Origin of the sequence: Marinobacterium weihaiense (assembly GCF_019061305.1) — a bacterium.
Taxonomy (GTDB): Bacteria; Pseudomonadota; Gammaproteobacteria; order Pseudomonadales; family Balneatricaceae; genus Marinobacterium; species Marinobacterium weihaiense.
The window spans coordinates 89,235-101,375 of sequence record NZ_JAHQZT010000008.1 but is presented as its reverse complement, the minus strand read 5'-3'; the positions used below and the strand labels follow the sequence as shown (position 1 = coordinate 101,375).

The window sequence follows — 12,141 nt, the reverse complement described above, 5'->3', positions numbered from 1 at the left end:
GACAACGCGTCTTGCACCTGCGGTTGAACTTCAGTCAGCCCAGCGGGGTAATGCCGTGTTAGCGAAGCGTTGGTGACGATCGCAGACGACGTAAAGCCTGTCGCAGATGCGCGGCACCAACAGCCCAACAACAGCCGATCTGCGTGAGAACAGCGCGATCCTTACCCTCCCCACTGGCATCCCCCGCAGTCCATGCGACATAATAGCGGCTTGTTTCCCGAACCAGCAGAACGCTATGCGCATACCCCGCGTTTATGAACCTCAGCCGCTCAGTGACGGTGCTCTGATCGTCCTGTCCGATACCAGCATCCAGCATGTGGTGCGTGCACTGCGCCTGCGCGATGGCGACCTGATCCGTCTGTTCAATGGTGATGGCGCAGAATACACCGCCGAACTGACCGCCGTGGACAAGCGCCGCGCCAGCGCCCGGATCTCCGAGGTGACACAGCCTGCGGTCGAATCCGGCCTGCAGATTCATATCGGCCAGACTCTGTCCCGTGGCGAGCGCATGGACTACGCCGTTCAGAAGGCCACCGAAATGGGTGTGGCACAGATCACGCCGTTGACCAGCGAGCGCTGTGAAGTGCGCCTCAAGGCCGAACGCGAAGACAAACGCCTGCGCCACTGGCAGCAGGTGGCGATCAGTGCCTGCGAACAGAGCCAGCGTACCCGGGTGCCCGAGATCCTCGAGGTCAGCCCGCTGCAGCAGTGGATCACCGATGTGGACGCCGAACTCAAGCTGGTGTTGCACCACCATACGGCCCAGCCCCTGCAGACCATGAACGCCCCGACTTCGGTTGCGCTGTTGATCGGCCCCGAAGGCGGCCTCACCGAAGCCGAAGTGGACGCTGCCCTGGCCACCGGTTTCAAGCCCGTCGCCTTCGGCCCCCGCGTCATGCGCACCGAGACCGCGCCCGTGGCCGCCTGCGCCATCCTGCAGTACCTCTGGGGCGACCTGGGGTAACCCTTATCGAATTCAGCACAGGACTCTCGTGATGACTCTCAAAGTCGGCATTGTGATGGACCCCATCGAAGCCATCAGCTACAAAAAGGACAGCTCTCTGGCCATGCTCTGGGCCGCTCAGCGCAAGGGCTGGGAGCTGCATTACATGGAACAGCAGCACCTGTTTCTGCGCGATGGCGTGGTTAAGGCGCAAATGGCGCCGCTGAAGGTCGCCATGGACCCGAATGACTGGTTTGAACGCGGCGAGTATGTCATTCGTGATCTGGCCGAGCTGGATGTCATCCTGATGCGCAAGGACCCGCCGTTCGACAACGAATTCATCTACAGCACTCATTTGCTGGCGATGGCTGAATCCCAGGGCACACTGATCGTCAACCGTACCGGCAGCCTGCGCGATTTCAACGAGAAACTCTTCGCCACCCATTTTCCGCAGTGCTGCCCACCGGTACTGGTCACCCGTCGCGAAGACCTGCTGCGCCAGTTCCACGCCGAGCACAAGGATGTCATTTTCAAACCGCTGGACGGCATGGGCGGGTCTTCCATCTTCCATATTCGTGAAGACGGCACCAATCTGGGCGTGATCATTGAGACCCTGACCGCCCATGGCACCGCAACCATCATGGCGCAGAAGTACATTCCCGAGATCAAGGACGGCGACAAGCGCATCCTGATGATCAACGGTGAGCCGGTGCCCTACGCCCTGGCCCGCATTCCCATGGCCGGCGAGACCCGCGGCAACCTGGCCGCCGGTGGCCGCGGTGAGGGCCGCCCATTGAGCGACCGCGACCGCTGGATCGCTGAACAGGTCGGCCCGACCCTGCGTGAGAAAGGCCTGTTGTTTGTCGGCCTCGATGTGATCGGCGATTACCTGACCGAAATCAATGTCACCAGCCCGACCTGTATCCGCGAACTGGACGATCAGTTTAACCTCGACATCGGCATGGAGCTGATGGACTGCATTGAAAAGGAATTGGCAACACGATGAACACCCAGGACGACCGTTTACCCCTCTGGCACCACCTGAACAGTGACGGCTTCGGCTTCATGCTGTTTATCGCCACGCTGGTACACGGCGTCCTGCTGCTGACACTGAGCTTTCACATTCCCGAACCGGAGCCGCCGGAACAGACGCTGGACGTAACGCTGGCCCAGTATCCACAGCAGGATGCACCGGACCAGGCCGACTTCATCGCCCAGCATAACCAGCGCGGCAGCGGCAATGCCGAGGAAGTCGCCACGCCATCAACCACGGAAATCGCGCCACTCAACAGCCAGCAGACGCGCCATCAGGCGGCGCAGCCGGCGCCCTCGGACACACCTCCCAAGGCGGACCCCGGCACGGAAACGGGCCCTGGCGAGCAGACCGAGCAGGAACAGGGCACACTCCGTGCGGCCCGTGCCGAACTGGCCCGACAAAGCGAGCAGGCCCCCAACCGGACCGAGGCGGCACGCGAAACACGCACGTCACCACCTGAGCCTCAACCGAATCAGTCCACTTCTCTAATGGCCCGCAGCCTGGAAATGGCCAGTCTGCAGGCCAAGCTGGACCTGATTCGTGAAGAACGCGCCAAGAAGCCGCGCATTCTGCGCCTGACCTCGGCGGCGACGCGCTCACACAAGTACGCCGGCTACCTGGACAACTGGCGGCGCCGCGTGGAAACCGTCGGCAACCTGAACTACCCGGAAGAGGCCCGCCGCCAGGGCCTGCAGGGCACCCTGCGCCTACTGGTGGCCCTGAACCCGGATGGTCAGGTCGTCAACGTGGAGGTACTGGCCTCATCAGGACACCGTACGTTGGACGAAGCGGCAATCCGCATCGTCCAGCTGGCTTCGCCATTCCAGAGTTTCCCGGTGGAGATGCGCAAGCATGTCGACCGGCTGGAAATTATTCGCACCTGGAAATTTGAGAAACGGGCACGGGTGTACTAAGCCTAAGCTACCTTTAACCAGCGAAGAGAGACGACCTTATGCCCCTGACCTCACTTCGTGACCACTTTCTGATCTCGATGCCACACCTGCTGGACGAGACCTTTGCCCAAACCGTGGTCTATCTCTGCGACCACAACGAATACGGCGCCATGGGCATCGTGGTCAATCGCCCCAGCGGTATCCGCATGTGCGACTTGCTCAATCATCTGGAGCTGGATAATCACACCGGCCTGATGTCCGAACGGCCAGTCTTCAACGGTGGCCCGGTGCGCGATGATCGTGGTTTCGTGCTGCACCGCCGCCAGCCTGAACAACAGTGGCTATCATCGCACGGCATTAATGACGACATCTGCCTGACCACCTCCCTCGATATTCTCGAAGCCATCGCCCGCAATGAAGGCCCCGACACCTTTCTGGTAGCGTTGGGTTACGCCAGCTGGGGTCCGGAGCAGCTGGAACAGGAGCTGTGCGACAACCTCTGGTTAAGCTGCCCGGCAAATTCGGATATACTTTTCAACCTGCCCCTGGAGGACCGGCTGCATGCCGCCGCCGCCACTTTGGGCATCAACCTGAATCTAATGCCGGCCCACGCCGGACACGCCTGACTGAAGCGACTGGATGAGCAGCGACACCCAATTGGTGCTGGGATTTGATTTCGGCACGACCCGTATCGGCCTGGCGATCGGCCAGAGTCTGACCGCCAGCGCCAACCCGATCGAGCCGATTCGTGCCCGTGACGGCATGCCCGACTGGGACGCTCTGGACCGCGTCGTCAAGCAGTGGCAGCCCGACACCCTGGTGGTGGGCATTCCGCTCAATATGGACGGTACCATCTCGGAAATGGCGCGCCGGGCACGCAAGTTTGCCAACCGCATTCAGGACCGCTACCAGCGGCCCTGTTTCCTCTGCGATGAACGCCTGACCACGGCCGAAGCCAAGCGCATTCACCTGGATGCCGGCGGCGGTACCAACTTCAAGCAGGAGTCGGTGGACGGCATCGCCGCCCAGCTGATTCTGGAGGACTGGTTCAACAGTTCCGACCGCATTCCAAGCCACACCCGACTGGAGGATATCTATGGTCTCGGGCACCCTGAGCGTTGATGCACTGCTCGACAAGATGGCGAGTGAAACCCGCGCCCTGATTGCGCAGCGTCACCTGAACGATCCACTGATGATCGGTATCCGCACCGGTGGCGTCTGGCTGGCGGAACGCCTGCACCGGCAGCTGGCACTGACCAGTCCGCTGGGCGTGATGGATATCAGCTTCTACCGCGACGACTTCACCCAGGTGGGCATGAATCCCAAAGTGCAGCCGACGCAACTGCCCTGTGCCACCGAAGGTCGAGACATCCTGCTGGTGGACGATGTCATCATGAGCGGCCGTACCATCCGGGCCGCCATGAACGAGCTGTTCGACTATGGCCGCCCGGCCTCGGTCAGCCTGATCACCCTGCTGGACCTGCAGCGCCGCGAACTGCCGATCCAGGCTGATGTCATCGGCGGTACCCTGGCGCTGGGCCCGGACCAGCTGGTCAAACTCAACGGCCCCGATCCCCTGACGCTGACCATCCGTCAGCGTGACTGAAACGACAAGAGCATATCACCATGTTTGAGGCTACCGACCCGAACGCGCTGCAGCTGACGTCCGATGGCCAGCTGCGCCATTTTCTGACCACCGAAGGCCTGCCCCGCGAGCTGTTGACCGAAATTCTCGACACCGCCGACTCCTTCGTCGACATGAGCCAGCAACAGGTGAAAAAGGTGCCGCTGCTGCGCGGCAAGACCGTTGCCAACCTGTTCTTCGAGAACAGCACCCGCACCCTGTCCACGTTTGAATTGGCCGCCAAACGCCTGTCCGCGGACGTGTTAAACCTGAACATCAACACCTCCTCGACCAAGAAGGGCGAGACCCTCAAGGACACGCTGATGACGCTGGAGGCGATGCACGCCGACATGTTCGTGGTACGTCACGCCGACAGCGGCGCCGCCCACTTTATCGCCCAGCACGTCACCCCCAATGTCGCCGTGATCAACGCCGGTGACGGTCGCCACGCGCACCCCACCCAGGCGATGCTGGACATGCTGACCATCCGCCGCCACAAGGGTGACTTTGCGCCGCTGACGGTGGCGATCGTGGGCGACATTCTGCACTCGCGCGTGGCCCGCTCGCAGATCCATGCCCTGCGCACTCTGGGCGCCGGCGAAATCCGTGTGATCGCCCCCAAGACCCTGCTACCGCGTCATATCGAGGCATTGGGCGTCAAGGTGTACACCGACATGGCCATGGGCCTGCGTGATGTTGACGTGATCATGATGCTACGCCTGCAGAAAGAGCGCATGCAAAGTGCCCTGCTGCCCAGCGAGTCCGAGTTCTACAAGCTGTACGGCCTCAACCGTGACAAGCTGGCCTATGCCAAGCCGGATGCGGTGGTGATGCACCCAGGCCCGATCAACCGCGGTGTCGAAATCGAGTCGGAAGTGGCCGACGGCCCCCGCTCGCTGATTCTGGATCAGGTCACCAACGGCATTGCCGTGCGCATGGCGGTGATGTCCAAGGCCATGGGGGGGCAGATGGCACAACGGGGTGAACTCAGTCAGGAGGAGCAGGCATGAACATTTTGATCCAGGGCGGTCGCGTCATCGACCCCACCCAGCAGTGGAATGAAGTGGCCGACCTCTATATCAGCAACGGCGAAATCGTCGCCCTGGGACAGGCGCCCGAGGGTTTCGAAGCGGAAGAAGTGATTGAGACCGACGGCCAGGTGGTCTGTCCGGGGCTGATTGATCTCTGTACCCATCTGCGCGAGCCGGGCCTCACCCGCAAGGGCACCATTGCCAGTGAAACCGCCGCCGCCGCCGCGGGCGGCATCACCACGCTGGTAACCACCCCCGACACCCAGCCGCTGGTGGAAACCGCCGCTGTGGCCGAGCTAATTCAGGACCGGGCTGCCGATGTCGGCTTTGCCCGCGTACTGCCGATGGGCGCCCTGACCCAAGGCCTGGAGGGCGAACAGCTGGCTCCCCTGCACGGCCTGGCCAGCTCCGGCTGTGTCGCCTTCACCAACCTGCGCCGGGGCATTGCCAGCAGCCAGACTCTGCTGCGCTGCCTGGAATATGCCGCGACTCATGACCTGTTGGTGGTGTTCCAGGCCCAGGACAACAGCCTGGTGGCCCATGGCTGCATGCATGACGATACCACCTCGACCCGTCTGGGCCTGAACGGCATCCCGGAAGCGGCCGAGACCATCGAAGTCTCCCGTTGCCTGCTGCTGGTGGAACAGACCGGCGTGCGTGCCCACTTCGGCCAGCTGTCCTGCGAGCGTTCGGTGCGCATGATCGAGGCGGCACGCGAACGCGGCCTGCAGGTCAGTGCCGACGTTGCCGTGCACCATCTGTTGCTGACCGACGAGAGCGTCAACGGCTTCAACGCCGCCTACCATCTACAGCCACCGCTGCGCAGCCAGCTCGACCGGGCCGGCCTGCGTCAGGGCCTGGTGACCGGCACCATTGCCGCCATCTGCTCCGACCACCAGCCGCACGACCCCATCGCCAAGCAGGCACCCTTTGCCGCCACCGAGCCGGGCATGAGCGGTCTGGAGACGCTGCTGCCGCTGAGCCTGTCACTGGTCGAACAGCAGCTGCTGGAGCTGCCGCAGCTGATCGAGGCGCTGACGGCGGCGCCGGCGCGCATCCTGGGCATTGACGCCGGCACTCTGGCCATCGGTTCTCAGGCCGACATCTGCATCTTCGACCCGAATGCCGAATGGGTCGTCAGCGCAGACAGTCTGAGATCGGCCGGCAAGAACACGCCCTTCCTGGGCCAAACCCTGAAAGGCCGCGTCAGCGCAACGCTGATGGACGGTCGCATTGTCTTCCGCCGCTGAGCCCACACCCTGCATGGAGGCGCCGCCTCCATGCTTCAAATCATTGATTGCATTCATGCAATATTAAGTTTTAATCGTAAACGCGATATAGTTACCGCTTGCATCGAAGTGCGCCAGGGACTTGCGGCCAAGCATGTAATTCCTGCTGTAAATGACATGGAGGTTGCCTTGGAGGCCCGCTACAGCCTTTACCTTCGTCATGTGAAACTTTCGTCACCCAAGGAAGCCCACGAGTATGCAGGCAACATCCCCTCGTATCGCTGTCATCGAAGACAACCCGGACCTGCAGGACGAGCTGCTGTTTTTTCTCAAGGCCAAGGGCCTGGATGCTTGGGGGGCCAACAGCGCCGAAGCTTTCTGGAAGCAGCTGCACCGTACACCCGCTGATATCGTACTGATCGATGTCGCCCTGCCAGGCGAAGACGGACTCAGTGTTCTCGACTACCTCTCCGGGCTGGAAAAATACGGTCTGATCATCATGACGGCTTATGACTCCATGCAGCTCAAGCAACGTGGCCTCAGCCTCGGCGCCGACCTGTATCTGCAAAAGCCGGTCAATTTCGGTCGTCTGTACCAGTACCTTGTCGAGCTATGGTCCCGCATGTGTCAGCAGGCAAGCGCCGAGACGGATGGCATGCCCGCCCCGCTGCGCTGGCATTTGCATGCGCAACACCTGGTCTCACCCTCCGGCACGACCTTGCCGCTCACCCCCCAGGAACACGCCCTATTGGAGATCCTGCTGCGCAACCAGAATGAGGTCTGCAGCAAGGATCAGCTGCACGACCTCTTGTTCGGCTACGACCCCGAACCCAATACCCACCGCATCAACGTCATCCTGAGCCGGCTGCGCAGCAAGGCGCGCCAGCACGACCTGACCTTGCCCATTCGGGCCATTTTCGGCAAGGGCATCGTGTTTCGTGATCTGAGCCAATGAACTCGTACAAGCGTTTGAACCATTTGACATATTTATAGAATGCCACCATCTGGTAACACTATGAAAAAATCCGCGCCATAAAAACCTGCCGTGAATCATGCGATCCATATCTGAGGTGCGATAACGGAGCAACACTGCTTCATACCGGACGTCTCGGGTATGCATTGCCGATTCCTTCCGCAACGAAAGGTAACAACATGCACAGCCCCAGCTTTGCACGCTTCGTTCTTCCCAACGCGGCTTTACCCTGGTTGAAATCGCGCAGGTCCTCGTTGTCATTGGCCTGATCCTCGGTGCCATCTCCATCGGCAAGGATGTACAGCGCAACGCCGAATACACCAAGATCAAGCAGAAGTTCGTCGACCAGTGGGTCAGTGCCTACAACAATTACTACCTGCGTACCGGTGTCGTGCTAGCTGACAGCCAGACCCAGCCCGCATGATGGTCAATGGCACCGACCATGCCGTCGCCGGCAGCCTGGTGTCCGGTCAGGATATGACAGGGGTTATCGAACCCAATGCCATCTGCCAGGGCGCCACCGGCCCCAACATGCAGCGTGCGGCCAACCTGACTCTGCATCAGGAAATGGATCGCCACGGCATTCGCATGCCCCCGGGCCGCGCTGAAGGCTTTGAAGACCGCTACCCTACCTGGATACCAACGGCAACCCTCAGGAACTGCAGGTCTGCTTCTAATGGAACCAGCCCGGCACAGCATCCAGCTCAGGCAACGTCATGGTTATCACCGGCCTGACGCCGGACCTGGCCCGCTCGCTGGACCAGATGATCGACGGCAAGGCCGATGCCCATGAGGGCCTGTTCCGCAAGCAGGACATCAACAATGACACCAGCGGAAATCCGGGAACCGAGTGGGCCACCAACAACACCGACGCCTATGGCCCCGAGACCGGCACTGCGGATGACACGACCACCAACCTGGATGAAGATCAGGTCATCACGGTGGTCGCCATCTACAAAATGAGCCAGTGAGCGGAGGCAACATGACTCTATCGTCATCCACACGGCGGCCGACACGCCAGCAGGGCTATACCCATCAGTCTGGAGCGCTCCCTGCTGCGACTGGTATCGGCCATCAAGGTCATGTCGGCCATGGACATCTCCGATCACCTGCGGCCGCAGGATGGCCGCTACTCGGCCAGCCTGGATGGACAACAGTACGACATTCGTGTGTCCACCAGCGTGACTCCGCATGGCGAAAGTATGGTCATGCGCCTGCTGCCCAAGGGCATTTCGGTGTCCGGACTGGCAGATCTCGGCTTTGCACCCGAACATCTGGTGCTGATCAACCGCATGTTCCAGCAGCCTCACGGCATGCTATTGATGACCGGCCCCACCGGCTCCGGCAAGACCACGGCCCTGCACGCCGGCCTGAAGCCCCACGGCATGACCGGCAAGAACATACTGACGGTCGAAGACCCGATCGAATACGAGCTACCCGTCGCCAGCCAGACCCAGGTCAACCGCAAGGCCGGCTACACCTTTGATGCGGCCATTCGCCATTTTCTGCGCCACGATCCGGATATCATGCTGGTGGGCGAAATCCGCGATACGGAAACGGCAGAGGCGGCCATGCGTGCCGCCGAAACCGGCCACCTGGTGCTATCAACCCTGCACGTGAACAGTGTATACGGCGTCGTCGGACGCTTAGGGGCGTTAGGTATGCCCACACACAGCATTGCCGATACACTGATCGGCTGCATCAACCAGCGCTTGGTCCGGCGTATCTGTGAGCACTGCAAGGTGCCTGCAGCGCCCCCGGAATGAATTCCCGCAGCACTGGCAGAGCATCTGGGCGAGGTCGAATTCATGCAGGGGTCCGGCTGCGACGCCTGCCGCCATACCGGTTATCAAGGACGCTTACCGGTCTATGAAATTCTGGTCATGGATGCCGATATCCTGCGCTGGATCGAAAACGGCGGTGGCCGCCAGGCACTGGCGGAGCGGCTGAATGCAACCAACCATGTCAGTATCTGGGAGACCTGCGCACGCCGTATCCGCAATGGCGAGACCACGGTCGACGAGTTCGTGCGCATCTTCGGCATGCAGGAAACGGCCCTGCTCTGAGTCGCCGGACACTGAACGCAAAAGGGCGGCCCCAGGGCCGCCCTTTTGATCACGCATGACTTGCCATTCACATGCCCTTGACGCTCATGTCGCCTTCCAGGTTGAGATCATCGTCGTCATCCTGCAGCGTGAAACTGGGCATATCGGACTCCTGCTTGACGTCGGACTTGCCACTGGTTTCCGCATCCAGCTTGATCATCAGACGCAGGTCGTTAGCCGAGTCCGCATGCGCCAGCGCAACCTCGTAGGTGATGACGCCATCACGGTACAGAGTGAACAACGCCTGGTCGAAGGTCTGCATGCCCAGGTTGGTGGATTTTTTGATCACTTCCTTGATCTCGTGAACCTCGGCCTTGCGGATATGGTCCTGGATCAGCGGCGTGTTGATCATCACCTCGATGGCGGCACGGCGGCCCTTGCCGTCTACGGTCGGCAGCAGCTGCTGGGCCACGATCGCCTTGAGGTTAAGCGACATATCCATCCACACCTGGTCATGATGCTCAGGACCGAAGAAGGAGATGATGCGGTCCAGCGCCTGGTTAGCGTTGTTGGCATGCAGGGTCGCCAGACAGAGGTGGCCAGTCTCAGCAAACGCCAGCGCGTATTTCATCGTCTCCGCCGAGCGGATCTCGCCCATCAGAATCACGTCCGGCGCCTGGCGCAAGGTGTTTTTCAGCGCCACATCGAAGGACTCGGTATCGATGCCCACTTCACGCTGGGTGATAATGCTCTTCTTGTGGTTATGGATATACTCAATCGGGTCTTCGATGGTGATGATGTGCCCGGCATGGTTTTCATTGCGGTAGTCGATCATCGACGCCAGCGAGGTCGATTTACCGGTCGAGGTACCGCCCACGAACAGGATCAGGCCGCGCTTGGTCATCGACAGATCACGCAGCACGTCCGGCAGCTTGAGTTCATCCATGCTCGGAATATGATTGTTGATGGAACGCAGTACCATCCCCGGGGTGTTGCGCTGCATGAAGGCGCTGACACGGAAACGGCCGATACCCGGCGCGCTGATGGCGAAGTTGCACTCGCTGGTGCCCTCGAACTCCGCCAGCTGCTTGTCGTTCATGGTGCTGTACACCAGCGCACGGGTCTGGCTCGGTTTCAGCGTTTCCTTGGTCAGCGGGCGGATGGTGCCGTCAATCTTGATCGACGGTGCCGCACCGGCGGTGACGAAGAGGTCGGATGCGCCTCGATCCACCATCACCTTCAACAGTTGGGTAAAATCCACTGGTTAACTCCTGTTTCTCGGGCCGTTAAAAGGCGGCCGGGTTCTTCGCCTTGTCACGGGCCGTTTCCTTGGAAATCAGACCTTTCTGCATCAACTCGGTCAACGACTGGTCCAGCGTCTTCATGCCGTAGGCGGCACCGGTCTGAATGGCCGAGTACATCTGCGCCACCTTGTCTTCACGGATCAGGTTGCGCACCGCCGGGGTGCCGATCATGATCTCGTGTGCGGCCACACGGCCACCCTTGGTGCGTTTCAGCAGCGTCTGCGAGATAACCCCTTGCAGCGACTCGGACAGCATGGAGCGTACCATATCCTTCTCGGCCGCCGGGAAAACATCGATGATACGGTCGATGGTCTTGGCGGCGGAGGTGGTATGCAGAGTCCCGAACACCAGATGGCCGGTTTCTGCCGCGGTCAGCGCCAGACGGATGGTCTCCAGGTCACGCATCTCGCCCACCAGGATCACGTCCGGGTCTTCACGCAGCGCCGAGCGCAGGGCGTTGGAGAAGCTGTGGGTATCACGATGCACTTCACGCTGGTTGATCAGGCACTTCTTGCTTTCATGAACGAATTCGATCGGGTCCTCGATGGTCAGGATATGATCGGAGCGGGTGTCGTTGACATAGTCGATCATCGCCGCCAGCGTGGTACTCTTACCGGAACCGGTCGGGCCGGTCACCAGCACCAGGCCACGCGCCTGTTCGGCCAGATCCCGAAACACCTTGCCCATGTCCAGATCTTCCATGGTCAGCACCTTGCTCGGGACGGTACGGAACACCGCGGCCGCACCGCGGTGCTGGTTGAAGGCGTTGACACGAAAACGGGACAGGTTGGGTACTTCAAACGAGAAGTCGGCCTCGTAATTTTCTTCATATTCCTTGCGCTGCTTGTCATTCATGATGTCGTAGACAAGCGTATGCACCTGTTTATGCTCCAGGGCAGGGAGCTTGATGCGCCGAACATCGCCGTCGACACGGATCATCGGCGGCATGCCGGCGGTCAGGTGCAAGTCGGACGCACCCTGTTGTACGGCGAAAGACAAAAGTTCTGTAATATCCATAAGCGGTCGAGATCCGAAGCAGCTTCCATTAAACTTTAGTGTTCTA

13 protein-coding genes and 2 pseudogenes are annotated in these 12,141 nt (G+C 60.8%); 13 read left to right on the top strand and 2 right to left on the bottom strand.

The window, feature by feature from the left end; all coding sequences use genetic code 11:
- The first annotated feature begins 235 nt into the window (after window positions 1-235).
- From KTN04_RS08135 to KTN04_RS08075, 13 genes and pseudogenes are all read left to right on the top strand, one after another.
- Window positions 236-964, top strand: coding sequence for a 16S rRNA (uracil(1498)-N(3))-methyltransferase (locus tag KTN04_RS08135; protein WP_217334725.1), 729 nt, complete (start codon window positions 236-238; stop codon window positions 962-964).
- A gap of 31 nt (window positions 965-995) precedes the next feature.
- Window positions 996-1,949: a glutathione synthase gene (gene gshB / locus KTN04_RS08130; RefSeq protein ID WP_217334724.1), complete on the top strand. Its 954-nt coding sequence runs from the start codon at window positions 996-998 to the stop codon at window positions 1,947-1,949.
- On the top strand, window positions 1,946-2,893 hold the full coding sequence (locus tag KTN04_RS08125; RefSeq protein WP_217334723.1) for an energy transducer TonB: 948 nt from the start codon (window positions 1,946-1,948) through the stop codon (window positions 2,891-2,893). The genes gshB and KTN04_RS08125 overlap by 4 nt, the downstream gene beginning before the upstream one ends.
- A gap of 38 nt (window positions 2,894-2,931) precedes the next feature.
- Window positions 2,932-3,498 (top strand): YqgE/AlgH family protein, encoded by a 567-nt coding sequence (locus tag KTN04_RS08120; RefSeq protein WP_217334722.1) that lies wholly within the window; start codon window positions 2,932-2,934, stop codon window positions 3,496-3,498.
- A 13-nt stretch (window positions 3,499-3,511) separates the two neighbouring features.
- Complete coding sequence (gene ruvX / locus KTN04_RS08115; protein ID WP_217334721.1) at window positions 3,512-3,994, top strand: Holliday junction resolvase RuvX; 483 nt, start codon at window positions 3,512-3,514, stop codon at window positions 3,992-3,994.
- Window positions 3,969-4,478, top strand: coding sequence for a bifunctional pyr operon transcriptional regulator/uracil phosphoribosyltransferase PyrR (gene pyrR / locus KTN04_RS08110; RefSeq protein ID WP_217334720.1), 510 nt, complete (start codon window positions 3,969-3,971; stop codon window positions 4,476-4,478). The genes ruvX and pyrR overlap by 26 nt, the downstream gene beginning before the upstream one ends.
- A gap of 20 nt (window positions 4,479-4,498) precedes the next feature.
- The gene (locus KTN04_RS08105; protein ID WP_217334719.1) at window positions 4,499-5,506 is read left to right on the top strand and encodes an aspartate carbamoyltransferase catalytic subunit; all 1,008 of its coding nucleotides are present in this window, start codon (window positions 4,499-4,501) and stop codon (window positions 5,504-5,506) included.
- Window positions 5,503-6,777 (top strand): dihydroorotase, encoded by a 1,275-nt coding sequence (locus tag KTN04_RS08100; protein WP_217334718.1) that lies wholly within the window; start codon window positions 5,503-5,505, stop codon window positions 6,775-6,777. The genes KTN04_RS08105 and KTN04_RS08100 overlap by 4 nt, the downstream gene beginning before the upstream one ends.
- A gap of 235 nt (window positions 6,778-7,012) precedes the next feature.
- The gene (locus tag KTN04_RS08095) at window positions 7,013-7,711 is read left to right on the top strand and encodes a response regulator transcription factor (protein WP_217334717.1); all 699 of its coding nucleotides are present in this window, start codon (window positions 7,013-7,015) and stop codon (window positions 7,709-7,711) included.
- Window positions 7,712-7,946: 235 nt separating this feature from the next.
- Window positions 7,947-8,153, top strand: a pseudogene (locus KTN04_RS17400) (type II secretion system protein); the annotation flags it as partial.
- On the top strand, window positions 8,150-8,464 hold the full coding sequence (locus KTN04_RS08085; RefSeq protein ID WP_217334716.1) for a hypothetical protein: 315 nt from the start codon (window positions 8,150-8,152) through the stop codon (window positions 8,462-8,464). The pseudogene KTN04_RS17400 and the gene KTN04_RS08085, both read left to right, overlap by 4 nt.
- Window positions 8,446-8,700 (top strand): hypothetical protein, encoded by a 255-nt coding sequence (locus KTN04_RS08080; protein WP_217334715.1) that lies wholly within the window; start codon window positions 8,446-8,448, stop codon window positions 8,698-8,700. Before KTN04_RS08085 ends, KTN04_RS08080 begins: the two co-directional genes overlap by 19 nt.
- A 57-nt stretch (window positions 8,701-8,757) precedes the next feature.
- Window positions 8,758-9,795, top strand: a pseudogene (locus KTN04_RS08075) (GspE/PulE family protein).
- Window positions 9,796-9,862: 67 nt separating this feature from the next.
- On the opposite strand, the gene KTN04_RS08065 reads toward KTN04_RS08075, so the two are convergent.
- Window positions 9,863-11,035, bottom strand: a complete 1,173-nt coding sequence (locus KTN04_RS08065) for a PilT/PilU family type 4a pilus ATPase (RefSeq protein ID WP_217334713.1) — start codon at window positions 11,033-11,035, stop codon at window positions 9,863-9,865.
- A 25-nt stretch (window positions 11,036-11,060) separates the two neighbouring features.
- Entirely contained in the window at window positions 11,061-12,095 is a 1,035-nt protein-coding gene (locus KTN04_RS08060; RefSeq protein WP_217334712.1) for a type IV pilus twitching motility protein PilT, read from the bottom strand.
- Window positions 12,096-12,141 lie beyond the last annotated feature (46 nt).